Consider the following 17,373-nt stretch of genomic DNA (forward strand, 5'->3'; position numbering starts at 1 on the left):
TCAGGCGCCCGCGCCGGCGTCCGAAAAGCCGCCTTCGACGCAGGCGACGGCGAAGGCGTAGTGCAGCGCCGCCTCCTCGAGCCGGGCGAAGCGGCCCGAGGCGCCGCCATGGCCCGCGCCCATGTTGGTGCGGCACAGGACCGGCCCGCCGCCGGTCATGGTCGCGCGCAGCCGCGAGATCCATTTCAGCGGCTCCCAATAGGTCACGCGCGGATCGGTCAGCCCGCCGAGCGCGAGGATCGGCGGATAGCGCTTCGCCTCGACGTTGTCATAGGGCGAATAGGACCTGATGCGCGCAAAAGCGTCGGGATCGCGGATCGGGTCGCCCCATTCGAGCCATTCGGGCGGGGTCAGCGGCAGCTCGGCGTCGAGAATCGTGTTGAGCACGTCGACGAAGGGCACGTCGGCGACGATTCCGGCAAACAGCTCCGGCGCCGTGTTGACGACGGCGCCCATCAGCATGCCGCCGGCGCTGCCGCCCTGCGCCACGATTCCGCCCTCCCGCGCGAAGCCGGCGGCGACGAGATGGCGCGCGGCGGCGATGAAGTCCGAAAAGCTGTTCGGCTTGTTTTCGAGCTTGCCGTCGAGATACCAGCGCCAGCCCTTGTCCGTCCCGCCGCGGATGTGGGCGATGGCGTAGACGAAGCCGCGGTCGACGAGCGACAGCCGCGACGCGCTGAAATAGGCGTCGATCGCATGACCATAGGCGCCATAGCCATAGATCAGGGTCGGCGCGCCCCGCGAAAGGTCGAGGCCGCGCCGGTGCAGGATCGAGACGGGGACGAGCTCCCCGTCGGGCGCGGGCGCGAACAGGCGGCGCGTGACATAGTCGGCCGGATCATGGCCCGAGGGGATCGCCTGGCGCTTGCGCAGGATGCGGCGGCGCGTCGTCAGGTCATAGTCGTAGGTTTCGGCCGGCGTGGTCATCGACGAATAGGAGAAGCGCTGCAGCGGGGAGGCGAAATCGAGCCGGCCCATGAGCTCGAGTTCATAGGCCTCCTCCTCGAAGGCGAGCGCATGGTCCTCGCCGCTTTCGAGCGCGCGCGTCATGAGGCGGGGCAGCCCGTCCTCGCGTTCGAGCCAGACGAGATGGTCGGGAAAGATCGTGAAGTCGACGATCATGCGCCCGCGCCGGCGCGGGACCTCCTTCGTCCAGTTCGCCCGGCCGGGCGCCGCGAGCGGGGCGCTCACGATCTCGAAATCCTCGGCGCCGTCGGCGTTGGTGAGGATGAACAGCCGGTCGCCGCGATGCTCGACCTCGTAGCGCCGCCCCGGCGCGCGCGGCTCGACGAGGCGCGGGCGCGCCTGTGGATCCGAAAGGTCGATGAGCCAGACCTCGGCCGCGTCGTGGTCGCTGACGCTGACGCATGCGAAGGCGCCGGACTGGCTGCGCTTCAGATGGATGAACCAGCGCGGGTCCTTTTCCTCAAAGACGATCTCGTCGCTCGCGGGGTCCGCGCCGAGGCGGTGGCGCAGCACGCTCGCGGGGCGATTGTTCTCGTCGATGCGCACGTAATAATAATGAGAGGACTCCGCGCCGAAGACGAAGCCGCCGTCGCTGTCGGTCACGACGTCCGCGGCGTCCTCGCCCGTCGCCACGTCGCGCACGCGGATCACATGCAGCTCCGAGCCTTTTTCGTCGGCCGACCAGGCGAATTTCGCATGGTCCGGCGAATGGCGCGCCCTGGCGACGCGGAAATAGGGCTTGCCCTGCGCCTCGCGCTCGCCGTCGAGCAGCACCTCGACCGCGCCGCCGTCCTCCTGCGCGCGGCAGAACACCGGATGCTGCGAGCCCTGGTCATAGCGGGCGTAATAGAGAAACGGCCCGTCGCGCAGCGGCGGCTGCGCGTCGTCCTCCTTGATGCGCCCGCGCATCTCCGCGACGATGGTCCGGCGCAGCGCCTCATGCGGCGCAAGCACGGCGGCGGCGTAGGCGTTCTCGGCGTCGAGCGCGGCGCGGATCTCGGCCGGCAGGGCGTCCGGGTCGCGCAGCACCTCGCGCCAGTTGTCCGCCTTCATCCAGGCGTAGTCGTCAATGAGCTCGATCCCGTGCGCGGTCGTGACGGTGGGCGTGCGTCGGGCCGCAGCGGGCGCGGGCGGAAGGGTCAAGGGCGGGGGCTTTCCGGTGGTTGGCGCCGCGCCCCGGCCGGCCGGAGCCGACCGAAGCGCGGCCGTGCATAAATTAGGCGATCGCGCCGGAGCCGACAAGCCGCGCCCGCCGCGCCGGGCCGATGTAGCGCGATTTATCAGCATGGAAACGTCTTCGTTGAACGCGGCGACTGGGATTGTTGATCATCGTCTGATCTGACAGGCGACGTCCTGTGCAGCTTTTTTTTGTTTACGCCGAAGATTGTGTGCTCGACGCTACTTGCGATTGTGCAGGTCCGGCACTTATAATGATACAGGTTCGAAGCAGTCGATTCGGGGCGGTCGATTAAGAGAACTTCATCTTCAGAAAGGTTTTTCCGCCCTTTGCCAGATATCCGGCTCCCATGATTGAGTCGGGCCGTGGCCGCGGCGCCCTCTATTCGGGATTTTTAACGTCATGAGCGATACGTCAGGTTCCAACAGCTATATCGAACTGGCCGCCGACATCGTGTCGGCCTACGTCAGCAACAATTCCGTGCCGGCCAGCGATCTGCCATCCCTCATCAACGACGTTCATTCCGCTTTGCTGAGGGTCACCTCGGGCACGGTCGCGCCCGTCGTCGAAACGCCGAAGCCGGCCGTCCCCGCAAAGAAGTCCGTCACCAACGACTATCTTGTCTGTCTGGAGGACGGGCGGAAATTCAAGTCGCTGAAGCGGCACCTGCGCACGCAGTACAATATGTCGCCCGACGAATACCGCGAGAAATGGGGCCTCGCGCCCGATTATCCCATGGTCGCGCCCAATTACGCCAAGGCGCGCTCCAACCTCGCCAAGCAGATGGGCCTCGGCCAGCAGCGCCGCCGCGCCTGAGCCTCGCGGCCCGGGCGCGCCGGCGCGGCGCTTTCGGCGCGGCCCGCGTCTTTCCGCTCATCGCGTCGCGCGCCGCCGGCCGGGCGCTGCGGCTGGGCTGCGGCGATGGAGCGCGCAACGCTCATCAAGGAAGCCGGCGAAAGCGGAGCGGCGAGGGCGCCGGCTCCGCAAGGCCGCGCCGGGCGCGCGCCGCTGTGGCCCGGCGCCCAATCTTTCCGTCCCAGAACGTCGCCGCCGTCGCGCCTGCGGCGGACGGCCCGGGCGCCGGCTCAGGCCGCCGCGGCGGCCGCGCCGCGCGCGTCGGACTTGATGCGCTCGACCATGGAGCGGACCCCGTTGCTGCGCTGCGGCGTCAGATGCTGCGACAGGCCGAGCCGGCCGAACAGGTCCTGCGCGTCGGTCGACAGGATCTCCTCCGGCGTATGGTCCGAATAAAGCGCCAGCACGAGAGCGACGAGCCCGCGCACGATATGGGCGTCGCTGTCGCCCCTGAAACGCAGGACCGGCGCGCCGTCGCCCTTCGCCTCGACCGTGGTTTCGAGCCACACCTGGCTGGCGCAGCCGCGCACCTTGTTGGCGTCGTTATGCGCCGCCTCGTCGAGCGGCTCGAGCATGCGGCCGAGCTCGATCAGGTAACGGTAGCGGTCGTCCCACTCGTCGAGATAGGCGAAGTTTTCAATGATGTCGTCGAGGGTCATGGCCGGCGCACAGTTTAGAAGAATTCCGGCCTACTAGTATATTTGTGCATGAGCGAAGGGGCTAGCAAAAAATCCGCAGACCCGCCAGCCGTTCAGGGCGCGGCGCGCGCCGACGTCTGCCTCGGCGGCGGGGACGGCGGCTCCGCCTGAGCCGGCCCGGGCGCCGCCGCGCCCTCATGCGCCCCGGCCGTCTTGGCGCCCTTCTCCTTGGCGCCCTTCTCCTTGGCGCCCATCTCCTTGGCGCCCGTCCCTTTCGCGCCCGCCTCCTGCGCGCGTCCTTCTCTCGGGGGGGCTGCCAGCGCGTCGAACGCCGCGCCATGCGCCGCCCGGGCGATCCGTGCGGTCGCCTCGACGCAGGCCGCGGGCGACTGCGCGCAGGCCTCGACCGCGCGCCGCTCGGCTTCGGCGGCGACGGCCGCGAGCGCGCCGTCGCCCGCGGCCTTGGCGCCGCCGCGCAGCAGCGTCGCGATCTCCTTCGGCGCGGAGCCCTCGGGCCAGGGCAGGAAGGCGAAGACGACGCCAAGCCAGAAGATGAGGCGAAAGAGCAGAAACATCGCCGCGACGCTCCAAAGGCCGGACGCCTTTCGCGCAGGCATAGCAGGGCGTCCGTTAACGGGACGAAAAGCGCCCGGAGGCCACGCCAACCCGTCGATTTCGCAAGCTTTTCTACACCATAGGTCGAGTTTGGCCGGCCCGTCCGCGCCTTTGGCCCGCAAATGGGCGCCGACAGATGCGCCGGCGCATCACTGATTTAGGAGCGCCTTAAGACGCCGGCGCCAGCTTGAGGCCCGACGCCGCGACGAGTCGGCGGGCGCGGAGCTGAACGTGGGTTTTCATTCGCCTCAAGACGGCCCTCTTTTTCGCGCGGGGGCTCAGGCCGCGGCGGCCTGCGCCGGCCGCGGGATGTTCGCGGCGGCGCGGGAACGGGGTCGCGATCCGGGGCGTCGCGCGCCGCTGGCCCTGCTGCCGATGCTCGCCGCGCCGATCTGTCTGTGGCTTCACGGCGCGCCGCGCGCGCCGGACGCCGCGCTGCTGCTTGCCGCCGTGCTGCCGCTCTGCGCGCTGGCGATCCTCGCCGCGGCGGGGGCGCGCGCGCGGCTCGAGGCCGTCTCGGCGCTCGGCCTCGTCGGCGCCGCGCTCGCGACCGCGGTCGGCGCGGGGGCCGGGGCCGGCGCGCTGTTCTGGCTCGCGCTCGCGCCGCTCGACGCGCTCGCGGCCTTCGACGCCGGGCTCATTCTCGCCTGCGGCGCGGCGGCGCTGATCGCCGCGACCGGGGCGGCCGCGGCCGATCTTCTCGGCCTGCCGGGCGCCGAGGGGCTGGCGCGGCCGGCGGTCTGGGCGATCGCCGCCTGCGGCGCGGCGACGCTGTTCGCCCTCGCCTGCGTGCGCGGGCTTGCGGGCCGGACGGCGGCGGGCGCGCGCGGCCTCGCCCGGCCCGAGGAGGCGGCGGGCGACCTCGTGCTGCTGCATGACCGCTCGGGCGTGGCGCTCGCGCTCTCCGGCGACTGCGCCGGGCTCCTCGGCCTGCCGGCCGCGGCGCTCATGGGGCGCGGTTTCTTCGAACGCGTCCATGTCGCCGACCGGCCCGCCTTCCTGCAGGCGATCGACCGGGCGGCCGGGGGGCGCGGGCCGGCGCGCGCCGGGGCCGCGGCGTTCAGGCTGCGCGCCGCCGGCGCGCCGCGCGAGGGGCGCGAAGACCCGGTGTTCCTGTGGCTCGACATGCGCGCGCGGGGCGCCGGCGCGGGGCGGGCGGTCGCCGTGCTGCGCGACGTCTCGGCTCTCAAGACGCGCGAGGAGGAACTCGAGACGGCCCGCGCGCAGGCCGAGGCGCTGAGCCTTTCAAAGGATCGCCTCCTCGCCAGCATGAGCCATGAGCTGCGAACCCCGCTCAACGCCATCATCGGCTTCTCGGAGCTGCTCGGCGACGCGGCGCAGGCGCCGCGCGACCCCGGCAAGCAGCGCGAATATGCGGCGATCATCCATCAGTCCGGCCAGCACCTGCTCGCCGTCGTCAACTCCCTGCTCGACCTGTCGAAGATCCGCTCCGGCGCCTTCGCGCTGGCGCCGGCGCCTTTCGCGGTCGCGCCGCTCATCGAGGCCTGCTGCGACATGGTGCGGCTCGACGCCAAGGAGCGCGGGGTGCGGCTGACGCAGGCGGTCGCGCCCGAGGTCGGCGAGATCGTCGGCGACACGCGCGCCTGCCGGCAGATCCTCATCAACCTGCTCTCCAACGCCGTGAAGTTCACGCCGCGCGGCGGCGAGGCCCGGGTTCTGGCGCGTCTCGAAGGCGGCTTCCTCGCGCTCGTCGTCGCGGATTCGGGCGTCGGCATCGCCGAGCAGGACCTGTCGCGCCTCGGCAGCCCGTTCTTCCAGGCGCAAGGCGGGCGGGAGCGCCCCCAGGAGGGCACGGGGCTCGGCCTCTCGATCGTCTGCGGCCTCGTCGGCCTGCACGGGGGCGAGATGTCGATCGCGAGCGAGCCGCATCAGGGCGCCTGCGTCACCGTGCGCCTGCCGCTCGACTGCCGCCGCGCCGGCGACCGCATGCGCCCCCTGGCCGAAATCGAAACCATCGCGCGCTACCGCCGCGCGGACCCCTCCGTCGAAACGTCCATGGTGAAGAAAATTGCGTGAAGCTCTCGCCGCCGCCGATCACGACTTCACATTGAGCGAGCCGCGCGCGCGCCGGCCGCGCGCCTCCCGCGGCGGAGGCGGCGCGAAGCGCGCGAAGCCGCGCGCGGGCGAGCCGCGCAAGAAGATCGCCGCCGTCGCGCTGACGCTGCTCGGCGTCGGCGCGCTCGCCGGCGTGCTCGTCAACGCGCTCGCCCTGCAGAAGACGCGCCATCCGGCGCCGCTGTTCGCGCGCGCCGTGGTCGAGAGGCCGGCGGCCGCCGCGCCCGCGCCGGTTCCAGCGCCCCGGCCCGAGCGCCTCGCCGAACCGCGCGACGCCGAGCCGGTCCACGCCGAGGCCGCCGCGCCCGAGGAGCGCCCGGCGCCGCGCGCCGCGCCGGCCCGCACGGCCGCGCTCGCGCCCGAAGCCGCGCCGCCGCCGCGTCCGCATGACCCGATCTCGGATCTGATCCGCAACGGCGGCGTCGCGCGCGAGGCCGCGCCCGCCGTCTCCCGCTCGGTGATGGCGGCGCAGAAGGCGCTGGTGAAGCTCGGCTTCGTGCTGAAGGCCGACGGCGTCATGGGCGCTTCGACCCGCCAGGCGATCGAAAGCTTCGAGCGCGACCGCGGCCGCAAGAGCGCGGGCGAACTCACCCCCGCCGTGATGAAGGCGCTCGGCGCCGAATCGGGGATCGCGGTCAACTGACGCGCGGGCGCAAAAAATCCGGCCGGGACGGACCCGGCCGGAGAGGGGTTTCAAAGGGCCCGAAGCGCCTGCCGCCCGAAGCCTAGATGAAACGCTCGATCTGGCGGAACAGGACGAACAGGAAGGCCGAGAGCGCGATGGCGCAGGGCAGCGTCAGCACCCAGGCGAGCGCGAGGCTGCGCACGGTCGACATCTGCACGCCCGAGCCGTTCGCCGCCATGGTTCCGGCGACGCCCGACGACAGCACATGGGTGGTCGACACCGGCAGGCCGAAATGGTCGGCCGCGGCGATGGTGCCCATGGCGACGAGCTCGGCCGAGGCGCCCTGGCCGTAGGTCAGATGCGTCTTGCCGATCTTCTCGCCGACCGTCACGACGATGCGCTTCCAGCCGACCATGGTGCCAAGGCCGAGCGCGATCGCGACCGCCACCTTGACCCAGTCGGGGATGAAGCGCGTCGCCATGTCGAGATGCTTCTTGTAGGCGGCGAGCGCGGCGAGGTCGTCCTTCGAGAGCGCGGCCGCCTTGTCCTTCTGCAGGAAGCGGATCGCTTCGGAGGCGAGATACATGTCGTTGCGGGTGTTGCCGACGCTCGCCGCGGGAATCGAGGCGAACGAGCCGTGCTGGCTCACCTGCGCGGCGACGTCGCGGATCAGCGCGGCGAGCGCCGGCAGGGTTCCGTCGGTGAACTCATGCGAGGCGACATAGGCCGTCACGATCGGGCGCGGGTCGCCGATCACGTGATGGCCGCCGGCGACCGCCTCGACCGCCTTCGAGGCCGCCTCGGAGGTCTGGATGAAGCTCGCCACCTCGCTTTCGGGCAGGGCGCGGTTCAGCGCATAGGCCGTCGGCACGGTGCCGATCAGGATCAGCATGATCAGGCCCATGCCCTTCTGGCCGTCGTTCGAGCCATGCGCGAAGGAGACGCCGGCCGAGGTGAAGATCAGAAGGCCGCGGATCCAGGCGGGCGGAGCGCCATGCGCCTTGGGCGACGTATAAAGCTCGGGCTTGCGGACGAGGAGCTTCATGAGCAGCAGCAGGCCCGCCGCGCAGACGAAGCCGACGACCGGCGAGAGCAGCAGCGCATAGCCGATCTCGATCGCCTTGTTCCAGTCGACGCCCGAGGTGCCGTCGCGGCCGCGCATCAGCGCGTTGGCGACGCCGACGCCGATGATCGAGCCGATCAGCGTGTGCGACGAGGACGCCGGCAGGCCGAGCCACCAGGTGCCGAGGTTCCAGATGATCGCCGCGATCAGCATGGCGAAGACCATGGCGAAGCCGGCTTCCGACCCGACCTGCAGGATCAGCTCGACCGGCAGCAGCGAGACGATGCCGAAGGCGACGGCGCCGGTCGAGAACAGCACCCCGAGGAAGTTGAACATGCCCGACCAGACCACCGCGACGGGCGCGGGGAGGGAATGGGTGTAGATGACCGTGGCGACGGCGTTGGCCGTGTCGTGAAAGCCGTTGACGAATTCGAAGCCGAGCGCGATCAGCAGCGCGACGCCGAGAAGGATGAAGGGCAGGGCGGACTTCACCGCCACGCCCGCGGCGGACACGTCGCGCCAGATGCTGAAGGCCGTGAAGAACAGCCCGACGGCGAGCACGCCGCCGAAGATGAGCAGCGTCAGCGGGGACATCGGCCGGTCGAGGACCGGCTTGCGAACGCCGTCGCCTGTCGTCAAAACGTCGTCTGTGGACGTGATCGAAGTCATGTTTTTTTCCGGAAAGGAGCCGCGCCAGCGCGCCTAGCGGATTTGTGTGACGCTGCGATGAAAAGTGCGCGCGCCGGTTGCGCCGGCTTGATTTTCGCGGCCTGTCGCGCTTGGCTCGCCGCGCCGCGCCGCAAAAGCGAGCGGGCGCGCGACATCGAGGAGCCACGCATGGAAGAACTGATCGCCCGCATCGCCGCCTCGGCCGGAACCGACGTCGAAACCGCGCGCAGGGCGGTCGGCGCCATTCTCGCGTTCCTGCGCAAGGAGGGGCAGCCGGCCGACGTCGACGATCTTTTCGCGCATCTGCCGGGCGCCGAGGAGGCGGCGGCGGCCGCGGCCGCGCAGAACGAGGGCGTGATGTCGGGCTTCATGGCCATGATGGGCGGCGGCCTCATGGGGCTCGCGGCGCGGCTCACGGGGCTCGGCCTGACCATGACGCAAATGCGTCAGATCGGACATGAAGTGTTCGCTTTCGCCGAATCGCAGGCGGGCCGGGAGCGCGTGCGCGCGGCGGCCGCGAAAATTCCCGGCGCCAGCCAGTTCTTCTGACTCCGCCGCAAAGCGGACCAACGCCCCTCTGCGGCCAGTGCGAAGGGCGCGCCGCGCCCGCGACGGCCGCTTGCGCCGCGCCGCGCGGCGGGCTTTGCTCTTTTTCGCCGGACCCGGCGAGCGTGCGGCAAGCTTCGTGCGTTAGAGCATTTTCAGTAAAAGTTGCAGGCCGTTACGTTTAAGAAAATGCGCAACGCCGAAATGTTGGAGCGCGTTCGCGAGGCGATGACGTCCGAACGCGCGCGAGCGTCGGACGGCGCCGGGCGAAACGGGCGAAGACTGCGGCGCGAATCTTGAACGCAGGCGGCGGGGCGCGGCCGGCGCGCGCCGCCCCCCGGGCCTGAACGGAGGGCGTGACATGGGCCAACGTGACATGGGCCAACGTGACATGGGCGAACGTGACATGGGCGAACATGACATGGGCGAACTTGTGGCTTTCTCGCCGTCGCGGCGCGGCGGGCGCGTCGCGCGCCCGGCCGGGCGCGGCGCGGTGCTGTTCTTTACGGGCGTGCGGCGCGAAAGGCTCGATCAGCCGGCGCGGGCCGGGGCGCATGCGGCGCGCCAGGACGAGCCCGCGGCCGATCCGCGCGGCGCGGACGACGTCGCGCCGAACTGACCCCGGCTCACGGCTCGACCGGCTCTTCGGGCTTGCAGACGATCGCCTTGGCGCGGCGCTCGGCGTCGGCCCATTCGCCGGGGAAATTGGCGAGCGCGCCGATCAGCACGAAGCCCTTGAGGCTCGGCGCCACGAGCCGCAGCTCCTGCGCCGGCCGGTCGTCGTCGTCTTCGGCCTCGACCGCGTCGAGCTGCTCCTGGGTCAAGAGCAGCACGTCGAGCCGTCCGCGCTGGGCGGCGCGGTCCGTCATGGAATAGAACACGTCGCCGTCGGGCTCGCGGAACGAGAGGGTCAGCATGCGCCCCGGCTCGACCTCGCCCGAGACGCGCAGCGGCGCGCGCGAGAGGTCGAACAGGCACGAGGCCTCGGCGACGGCGGGGTCGAGAAAGGGCGTCCATTGCGCGGCCGGCGTCGCGCGCGGCAGGAGGCGCGTCTCGCCATAGGCCGAATAGGGCGCGAGCCGGCGCATCGGCGTCTCGCCGACGAATTTCGGCAGATAGAGCACCAGGACGACATGCGCCGCGACCGCGCAGAGCGCCAGCGCCAGCGCCCATAGCGCCCCGGCGAGAATGCGGTCGAGCGGGCTTGCGGGCGGCTTGAGGCTCATGCGCAGGCCGTGCGTTCGATCCGCGGCATGCTCGCGGCGTCATAGGCGGCGTGGGCGGCGCTGAATTCGGATTCATAGAGCCGCAGCATCAGCGCGAAATGGCGGGTCTCGCCGAGCGGCAGCCAGTCGCCCGGCCGCGCGCGGCGCGAGAGCGTGATCGCGAACCGGCCGGCGCCGTCGCGCAGCATCTCGCTCGACACGAAGCCATAGCGCTCGGCGGCGTTGGCGAAAGGCCGCCCGTCAGGCGTCAGCGCGCTCAGCGTCCACCAGCGCGCCACGGGCGTGGGGCCGGAAACCCTGTAGTCGCAGCGCGTTTCGAGCGCGCGGCCGTCGCTGTCGGCGAAGGCGAGGAAGCTCAGCCCCTCGGTCGCGCCGGGCGGGATTTCGCCGGAATGGGCGCGCGCCGCCCGGGCATAGGGATCGACGCGAATTCCGTCGCGGCGCGGATAGGCGGTCCAGGGCCCGGCCTCGAGCGCGCCGAAGCCGAAGCCGGTCCTGACCGCGACGACGGTCGTCAGAAGGCCGAGGCAGAGCCCCGCGACGACGACGAGAAGATATTTGCCGATGAGCCGCATTTTTGACCGCGAGAGGTGGGCCGCGTCAGACGAACGGGCGGGCCGCGTTCACCCGCCGCCCGGCTGCGGGGCGGGCGCGGCGGGCGCCGCCGCGGCCGAAGCGGGCTCGGGCGCGAGCCGCGGCGCGTCCTCGCGGCGCTTGTCGGCCTCGATCAGGGCCGCGTCCATGGCCTTCGCCATGTCGACGAGAAGCTCGGCGGAGCGCTCCGAGAGCAGCGCCGGCCGCAGCGGCGCGCCGGCGGCGGGCGGCGGCGCGGGGGTCGCCGCGGCCGTGGCGGACGCGCCCATGCGCCCGCCGGGCAGGGGCTTCAGCTCGACGCCCTGATGGGCGTAGGCCATCACCTCGCGCCAGGTCGCGGCCGGGAGCGAGCCGCCGGTCATCTTCTCCATGGGCGAATCGTCGTCGTTGCCGTACCAGACGGCGGCGACGTAATTGCCGGTGTAGCCGACGAACCAGGCGTCCTTGTAGCCGTTGGTGGTGCCGGTCTTGCCCGCGACGTCGATTCCGTCGAGGCGCGCGCGCCCGCCGGTGCCGGCCTCGACCACCTGGAGCATCATGGAGTTCATGGTCGCGATCAGCTCCTCGGGGAACAGCCGGCGCGGCTGCGGCCCGTCGCGGTCGTGGCGATAGATGGTCTCGCCGCGCGAATTCATGATCTCGCTCGCCGCGAAGGGCGGCGCGCGCAGCCCGCCGTTGGCGAAGACGCAATAGGCCGAGGCCATGTCGATCACCGTGACCTCGGCCGCGCCGATCGGCAGCGAGACCGTGTCGGCGAGCGGCGTCGTCAGCCCCATGGCGCGGGCGTTGGCGACGATTTTGGCGCGGCCGGCGCGCGGGCTGCCGTCGCCGATCGCGGTCGCGAGCCGCACCGCGACGGTGTTGAGCGAGCGGGCCAGCGCCTGCGACAGCGGCAGCGCGCCGGCGTAGCTGTTCTTGTAATTGCGCGGGCACCAGTTGCCGATGCACACCGGCGCGTCGACGACGATGGTGGTCGGCTTGAACTTCCCGGTCTCGAGCGCGGTGAGATAGACGAAGGGCTTGAACGAGGAGCCCGGCTGGCGCAGCGCGTCGGTCGCGCGGTTGAACTGGCTCGCGCCATAATCGCGTCCGCCGACGAGCGCGCGCAGCGCCCCGTTCGGCTCCATCGCGGCCATGGCCGCCTGCTTCGCCTTGTAGCCCGGGCCGTTCTGGCGCAGCTCGTCCTCGATCACGGCGTCGGCGCGCTGCTGCACGCCAAGATCGAGCGCGGTGCGCACGGTGAGCACGCGGTCCTCGCCGAGCTTGTTCTCGTCGACGAGGCGCTTGACCTCCTGATAGGCGTAGTCGAGATACCAGTCGGGGCTCGTCTCCTTGGCGCGGTCGACCGGCGTCGCCGGATTGCGCAGGGCGGCGTAGATCTGGCCTTCGGTCAGATAGCCGGCGTCGACCATATTGTTCAGCACGTCATGGGCGCGCGCGCGCGCCGCCGGCAGGTTGACGTGGGGCGCGTATTTGGTCGGCGCCTTGAACAGCCCCGCGAGCATCGCCGCCTCGGCGAGGGTCAGGTCGCGGACCGACTTGCCGAAATAGAACTGCGAGGCGGCCTGCACGCCGAAGGCGCCGCCGCCGAGATAGGCGCGGTCGAAATAAAGATGCAGGATTTCTTTCTTGGTGAGGCGCGATTCGAGCCAGAGCGCGAGATAGGCCTCCTTGACCTTGCGCTCGATGGTGCGCTGGTTCGACAGGAACAGGTTCTTGGCGAGCTGCTGCGTGATGGTCGAGCCGCCCTGGACCACGCCGTCGGCGCGGGCGTTGACGGCGAGCGCGCGCGCCGTGCCGATCACGTCGACGCCGAAATGCTCGAAGAAGCGCCGGTCCTCGGTCGCGAGCGCGGCGGCGACAAGGACGTCGGGCAGCTCCTCGAAGGCGATCGAATCGTCGTGCTTGATGCCGCGCCGGCCGACCTCCCGGCCATAGCGGTCGAGAAAGGTGACGGCGAGGTCCTGCTTCTTCAGCCAGTCGTCGGAGGTCTCCCTGAAGGCCGGGATGGCGAGCGCCAGCGCGACGATCCCGACGCCGGCGCCGATCGTCAGGCCCTCGCAGGCGATCTCGACCGCGCCGCGCCGCCAGCCCGAAAGATGGAAGCGGTCCATGAAGGCGGAATAGTCGGCGTAGCGGGCTTTCGCCCATTCCCCGGCGGAGAACAGGGTCGAATCGAGGACGGCGTCGGCCGCGAGCAAAACATGCGACGCGGCTTTCCAAAACCTCGATTGCCAGAACTTCGAATGGCGAAGGGCGTCGAACAGGGTTTTGGCTCCGGTGGGATCTGACGGGCGCTGCGAAGTCTAGCCGAAAAAGGGCGCCAGATTCTTGCGCTCCAGATTGTTGCGCCAAATTCTCGCGCCAAATTCTTGCGCCAAAGTCTCGCGCGAAGGGGCCGCGGGCGGCAGGCCGCGCTTCACTTTTTTGCGCGCCGTTGTCCGGTTTCCTCGCGGCTGCGCGGCTTTCTGGGCCCGCGCGAGGCTCGCGCGCGAATGCGCTCAAACGAAGGCCGGGCTTGACGAAACCGCGCGCGCGGCGCAAGGCCTTGAGTTTAAACCGTCGAACGAGCCAGGAGGCCATGTCCCGCCCCGGTCCCAAAAGGAGCGCCGTCCCCCAGGGTCGCGCCGCGCCCGGCGCCGGCGCGACGGCGCCTGCGTTCTGGCGCGTCAAGACGCTCGACGAGATGAGCCCCGCCGAATGGGAAAGCCTGTGCGACGGCTGCGGACGCTGCTGCCTCGTCAAGCTCGAAGACGAAGACACGGGCGAGATCCTGTTCACCGACGTCGCCTGCCGCCTGTTCGACGCCGCCGCCTGCCGCTGCGCCGACTACGCCGCGCGCCAGACCAAGGTCTCGGACTGCGTCAAGCTCGACCCGTCGCAGGCGCGGACGCTCTCCTGGCTGCCGCCGACCTGCGCCTACCGGCTGGTCAGCGACGGGCGCGACCTGCCTGACTGGCATCCGCTCGTCTCGGGCCGGGCCGAGAGCGTGCATGAGGCCGGCGTCTCGGCCCGCGGCCGGGTCGCCGCGCTCGAAACCGAGGTCGAGCTTGACGATTATCCGGACCATATCGTCGCCTGGCCCATGAAATCGCCCAGAATGAAGCGGACCAGAAGGGCGGCGGCCGGACGGTCGGCGGCCAGGGCGAAGGCGTCTCCCGACGACGCCGCGCCGGCCGGCGCGGAAAACGGCGGGCGGGCGGCGAAACCGCGCTGACGCCGCCCCGCCCGTCGGCAAAGGCGGCCCGAGGCGCTTCGTTTTCGAGGGAGACAGACGAATTCCATGTCCGGCCAGCATCTGATCGACCGCGAACGGCTTTTCGGCGCGCAGAACTACGCCGCCCTGCCGGTTGTGCTGGCGCATGGGCGCGGCGCGCATCTTTATGACGTCGACGGACGGCGCTACGTCGACATGATGAGCGCCTATTCGGCGGCGAGCTTCGGCCATCTCCATCCGCGCCTCGTCAAGGCCATGCGCGACCAGCTCGAGCGGCTCGACATCGTCTCGCGCGCCTTCCATTCCGACAATCTCGGCGCCTTCTACGAAGAGCTCGCGGGCTACGCCGGGCTCGACGCCTGCCTCGTCATGAACACCGGGGCCGAGGCGGTCGAGACGGCGATCAAGGCGGCGCGGCGCTACGGCTACGACGAGCTGGCGATCCCGCAGGACACGGCCGAGATCATCGTCGCCCATGGCAATTTCCACGGCCGCACCACCACCATCGTCGGCTTTTCGGACGATCCCGCGGCGCGGCGCGGCTTCGGCCCCTTCGCGCCGGGGTTTTCGCATGTGCCCTTCGGCGAGGCGGCGGCCGTCGAGCGCGCCATCACGCCGGCGACGGCGGCGGTGCTGATCGAGCCGATCCAGGGCGAGGGCGGGGTGATCGTGCCGCCGGCGGGCTATCTCGCGGAGCTGCGCCGCATCTGCGACCGGCACGGCATTCTGCTCATTCTCGACGAGGTGCAGTCGGGCTTTGGCCGCACCGGCCGCGACTTCGCCTTCATGCACGAGGACGTGCGGCCCGACGCGATCACGGTCGGCAAGGCGCTCGGCGGCGGCCTGCTGCCGGTGTCGGCGTTCATCGCCACGCGCCGTCTCATGAACGTGTTCACGCCGGGCAGCCATGGCTCGACCTTCGGCGGCAACCCGATCGCCACGGCGGTCGGGCGCGAGGCGGTCGCGCTGATGCGCGACGAGGCGCTGGCCGAACGCAGCCGCCGCCTCGGCGAGGTCCAGCTCGGGGCGCTGCGCGAGCTGCGCAGCCCGGCCGTGCTGGCGCTGCGCGGCAAGGGGCTCTGGGCCGGGGTGGAGCTCGACCCCGGCGCGGCGAAGGCGAAGGACGTGTGCCTCGCCCTGCTGCGGCGCGGGGTGCTGGCCAAGGAGACGCATGAGAGCGTGCTGCGGCTCGCCCCGCCGCTCGTGATCGAGGAGGCCGACCTTCTCGCCGCCGTGCGCGCGCTCGGCGAGGCGCTCGACGAGGCCTGTCTGGAACGGGCGCGCGCGGCGGACTGAGCGGCCGCGCCCTTTCAGTTGTTTACATCTTTACAAACTGAATTTGTAAAGTATGACATCTTTGCTTTACGCCCCCTGCACAGCCAATGACTCAATGTGCTAGGACCCACGGCACTTCTTCCCTCCATCGACAAGGCGCATGTGAATGTCCCATCAAGGCCCCATCGTCCCCGGCGCTGAGCCGGGCGCCTATCAGGCGAACATCGACGAAGTCACGCAGCTCGTCGCCAGCAAGAACGGGACCTGGGACGGCGTCAGCCCCGAGGCCGTGGCCCGCATGCGCCTGCAGAACCGCTTCAAGACCGGTCTCGACATCGCCCGCTACACCGCGGCGATCATGCGCCGCGACATGGCCGCCTATGACGCGGACTCCTCGCTCTACACCCAGTCGCTCGGCGTCTGGCACGGCTTCATCGCCCAGCAGAAGATGATCTCGATCAAGAAGCACTTCGCTTCGACCGAGCGCCGCTATCTCTATCTGTCGGGCTGGATGGTCGCCGCGCTGCGCTCCGAATTCGGCCCGCTGCCCGACCAGTCGATGCACGAGAAGACCTCGGTGCCGGCGCTGATCGGCGAGCTTTACACCTTCCTGCGCCAGGCTGACGCGCGCGAGCTCGGCGGCATGTTCCGCGCCCTCGACGCCGCCCGCGCGGCGGGAGACGGCGCCAAGGAGAAGGAGCTGCTCGCGGCGATCGAGGGCCACCAGACCCATGTCGTGCCGATCATCGCCGACATCGACGCCGGCTTCGGCAACGCCGAGGCGACCTATCTGCTCGCCAAGAAGATGATCGAGGCCGGCGCCTGCGCGCTCCAGATCGAGAACCAGGTCTCCGACGAGAAGCAGTGCGGCCACCAGGACGGCAAGGTCACCGTCCCGCATGAGGTCTTCCTGGCCAAGGTCCGCGCCTGCCGCTACGCTTTCCTTGAGCTTGGCGTCGAGGACGGAATCATCGTCACGCGCACCGATTCGCTCGGCGCGGGCCTCACCCAGCAGATCGCGGTCAGCCGCGAGCCGGGCGACCTCGGCGACAAGTACAACGCCTTCCTCGACTGCGACGAGGTCAAGCCCGGCGAGTCGACCAACGGCGAAGTGCTGATCACCCGCGGCGGCAAGCTCATGAAGCCGAAGCGGCTCGCCTCGAACCTCTACCAGTTCCGCTCCGGCACCGGCGCGGAGCGCTGCGTGCTCGACTGCATCACCTCGCTGCAGAACGGCGCCGACCTCTTGTGGATCGAGACCGAGAAGCCGCATGTCGAGCAGATCGCCTCGATGGTCGACAAGATCCGCGAAGTGATCCCCAACGCCAAGCTCGTCTACAACAACTCGCCGTCGTTCAACTGGACGCTCAACTTCCGCCAGCAGGTGTTCGACGCCTGGAAGGCGGCGGGCAAGGACGTCTCGGCCTATGACCGGGCGAACCTGATGAGCGTCGACTACGACGCGACCCCGCTCGCCGCCGAGGCCGACGAGAGGATCCGCACCTTCCAGGCGGACGGTGCCAAGCGCGCCGGCATCTTCCATCACCTCATCACCCTGCCGACCTATCACACCGCGGCGCTGTCGACCGACAATCTCGCCAAGGAGTACTTTGGCGAGGCGGGCATGCTCGGCTACGTCAAGGGCGTGCAGCGCAAGGAGATCCGCGAGGGCATCGCCTGCGTCAAGCACCAGAACATGGCCGGCTCCGACATGGGCGACGACCACAAGGAATATTTCGCCGGCGAAGCGGCCCTCAAGGCCGGCGGCGTCCACAACACGATGAACCAGTTCGGCTGAGACCGCGGCTTCGTCGAGACTAAGAAAGGCCCG

14 protein-coding genes and 1 pseudogene are annotated in these 17,373 nt (G+C 70.4%); 8 read left to right on the plus strand and 7 right to left on the minus strand.

All coding sequences use genetic code 11. The annotated features are described in order from the left end of the window. Positions 1 to 2,253 carry a S9 family peptidase gene (locus ACILRB_RS08080; protein WP_395665786.1) on the minus strand — a complete coding sequence of 751 codons (2,253 nt, stop codon included), beginning with the start codon at positions 2,251 to 2,253 and terminating at the stop codon, positions 1 to 3. Between the two features lie 292 nt (positions 2,254 to 2,545). On the opposite strand from ACILRB_RS08080, the gene ACILRB_RS08085 reads away from it, so the two are divergent. Beyond that, entirely contained in the window at positions 2,546 to 2,959 is a 414-nt protein-coding gene (locus ACILRB_RS08085) for a MucR family transcriptional regulator (RefSeq protein WP_395665787.1), read from the plus strand. Positions 2,960 to 3,228: 269 nt separating this feature from the next. Here ACILRB_RS08085 and ACILRB_RS08090 read toward each other — a convergent pair whose 3' ends face one another. Continuing rightward, positions 3,229 to 3,657, minus strand: a complete 429-nt coding sequence (locus ACILRB_RS08090; RefSeq protein ID WP_395665788.1) for a SufE family protein — start codon at positions 3,655 to 3,657, stop codon at positions 3,229 to 3,231. Between the two features lie 92 nt (positions 3,658 to 3,749). Continuing rightward, entirely contained in the window at positions 3,750 to 4,211 is a 462-nt protein-coding gene (locus ACILRB_RS08095) for a hypothetical protein (protein ID WP_395665789.1), read from the minus strand. Between the two features lie 349 nt (positions 4,212 to 4,560). Here ACILRB_RS08095 and ACILRB_RS08100 point away from each other — a divergent pair, with 349 nt between their 5' ends. Beyond that, positions 4,561 to 6,288, plus strand: a complete 1,728-nt coding sequence (locus ACILRB_RS08100; protein WP_395665790.1) for a sensor histidine kinase — start codon at positions 4,561 to 4,563, stop codon at positions 6,286 to 6,288. Next, entirely contained in the window at positions 6,281 to 6,970 is a 690-nt protein-coding gene (locus tag ACILRB_RS08105) for a peptidoglycan-binding domain-containing protein (RefSeq protein ID WP_395665791.1), read from the plus strand. The genes ACILRB_RS08100 and ACILRB_RS08105 overlap by 8 nt, the downstream gene beginning before the upstream one ends. Before the next feature lie 82 nt (positions 6,971 to 7,052). Here ACILRB_RS08105 and ACILRB_RS08110 read toward each other — a convergent pair whose 3' ends face one another. Then, positions 7,053 to 8,684 carry an inorganic phosphate transporter gene (locus ACILRB_RS08110; RefSeq protein ID WP_395665792.1) on the minus strand — a complete coding sequence of 544 codons (1,632 nt, stop codon included), beginning with the start codon at positions 8,682 to 8,684 and terminating at the stop codon, positions 7,053 to 7,055. A 168-nt stretch (positions 8,685 to 8,852) separates the two neighbouring features. Between ACILRB_RS08110 and ACILRB_RS08115 the strand changes: the two genes are divergently transcribed. Together ACILRB_RS08115 and ACILRB_RS08120 are read left to right on the plus strand one after the other, a co-directional pair. After that, complete coding sequence (locus tag ACILRB_RS08115) at positions 8,853 to 9,233, plus strand: DUF2267 domain-containing protein (RefSeq protein WP_395665793.1); 381 nt, start codon at positions 8,853 to 8,855, stop codon at positions 9,231 to 9,233. A 358-nt stretch (positions 9,234 to 9,591) separates the two neighbouring features. Next, the gene (locus tag ACILRB_RS08120; RefSeq protein WP_395665794.1) at positions 9,592 to 9,849 is read left to right on the plus strand and encodes a hypothetical protein; all 258 of its coding nucleotides are present in this window, start codon (positions 9,592 to 9,594) and stop codon (positions 9,847 to 9,849) included. A gap of 7 nt (positions 9,850 to 9,856) precedes the next feature. Here the strand turns inward: ACILRB_RS08120 and ACILRB_RS08125 are convergent, their stop codons facing one another. Genes ACILRB_RS08125 through ACILRB_RS08135 form a run of 3 tightly spaced genes read right to left on the minus strand, consistent with a single transcriptional unit; the run spans position 9,857 to position 13,251 of the window. Then, complete coding sequence (locus tag ACILRB_RS08125; RefSeq protein ID WP_395665795.1) at positions 9,857 to 10,456, minus strand: hypothetical protein; 600 nt, start codon at positions 10,454 to 10,456, stop codon at positions 9,857 to 9,859. Continuing rightward, positions 10,453 to 11,031, minus strand: a complete 579-nt coding sequence (locus tag ACILRB_RS08130; protein WP_395665796.1) for a DUF1214 domain-containing protein — start codon at positions 11,029 to 11,031, stop codon at positions 10,453 to 10,455. The genes ACILRB_RS08125 and ACILRB_RS08130 overlap by 4 nt, the downstream gene beginning before the upstream one ends. 48 nt (positions 11,032 to 11,079) lie before the next feature. Next, positions 11,080 to 13,251, minus strand: coding sequence for a transglycosylase domain-containing protein (locus ACILRB_RS08135; protein ID WP_395665797.1), 2,172 nt, complete (start codon positions 13,249 to 13,251; stop codon positions 11,080 to 11,082). A gap of 380 nt (positions 13,252 to 13,631) precedes the next feature. Between ACILRB_RS08135 and ACILRB_RS08140 the strand changes: the two are divergent. The 3 genes and pseudogenes from ACILRB_RS08140 to ACILRB_RS08150 all read left to right on the plus strand — a co-directional run. Beyond that, positions 13,632 to 14,174: pseudogene (locus ACILRB_RS08140) on the plus strand (YcgN family cysteine cluster protein); the annotation flags it as partial. Between the two features lie 159 nt (positions 14,175 to 14,333). After that, positions 14,334 to 15,563: an ornithine--oxo-acid transaminase gene (rocD, locus tag ACILRB_RS08145; protein WP_395665798.1), complete on the plus strand. Its 1,230-nt coding sequence runs from the start codon at positions 14,334 to 14,336 to the stop codon at positions 15,561 to 15,563. 145 nt (positions 15,564 to 15,708) lie between these two features. Beyond that, complete coding sequence (locus ACILRB_RS08150; RefSeq protein ID WP_395665799.1) at positions 15,709 to 17,340, plus strand: isocitrate lyase; 1,632 nt, start codon at positions 15,709 to 15,711, stop codon at positions 17,338 to 17,340. Positions 17,341 to 17,373 lie beyond the last annotated feature (33 nt).

It is taken from the genome of Methylocella sp. (assembly GCF_044226135.1).
In the GTDB taxonomy this organism is placed as follows: Bacteria; Pseudomonadota; Alphaproteobacteria; order Rhizobiales; family Beijerinckiaceae; genus Methylocapsa.

Bases quoted from the DNA above. Each gene is read 5' to 3' on its own strand.
- ACILRB_RS08110 (WP_395665792.1), bottom strand. From the start codon at position 8,684: ATGACTTCGATCACGTCCACAGACGACGTTTTGACGACAGGCGACGGC.
- ACILRB_RS08095 (WP_395665789.1), bottom strand. From the start codon at position 4,211: ATGTTTCTGCTCTTTCGCCTCATCTTCTGGCTTGGCGTCGTCTTCGCC.
- ACILRB_RS08120 (WP_395665794.1), top strand. From the start codon at position 9,592: ATGGGCCAACGTGACATGGGCCAACGTGACATGGGCGAACGTGACATG.
- ACILRB_RS08125 (WP_395665795.1), bottom strand. From the start codon at position 10,456: ATGAGCCTCAAGCCGCCCGCAAGCCCGCTCGACCGCATTCTCGCCGGG.
- rocD (WP_395665798.1), top strand. From the start codon at position 14,334: ATGTCCGGCCAGCATCTGATCGACCGCGAACGGCTTTTCGGCGCGCAG.
- ACILRB_RS08115 (WP_395665793.1), top strand. From the start codon at position 8,853: ATGGAAGAACTGATCGCCCGCATCGCCGCCTCGGCCGGAACCGACGTC.
- ACILRB_RS08090 (WP_395665788.1), bottom strand. From the start codon at position 3,657: ATGACCCTCGACGACATCATTGAAAACTTCGCCTATCTCGACGAGTGG.
- ACILRB_RS08080 (WP_395665786.1), bottom strand. From the start codon at position 2,253: ATGCTGATAAATCGCGCTACATCGGCCCGGCGCGGCGGGCGCGGCTTG.
- ACILRB_RS08150 (WP_395665799.1), top strand. From the start codon at position 15,709: ATGTCCCATCAAGGCCCCATCGTCCCCGGCGCTGAGCCGGGCGCCTAT.
- ACILRB_RS08085 (WP_395665787.1), top strand. From the start codon at position 2,546: ATGAGCGATACGTCAGGTTCCAACAGCTATATCGAACTGGCCGCCGAC.
- ACILRB_RS08130 (WP_395665796.1), bottom strand. From the start codon at position 11,031: ATGCGGCTCATCGGCAAATATCTTCTCGTCGTCGTCGCGGGGCTCTGC.
- ACILRB_RS08100 (WP_395665790.1), top strand. From the start codon at position 4,561: ATGTTCGCGGCGGCGCGGGAACGGGGTCGCGATCCGGGGCGTCGCGCG.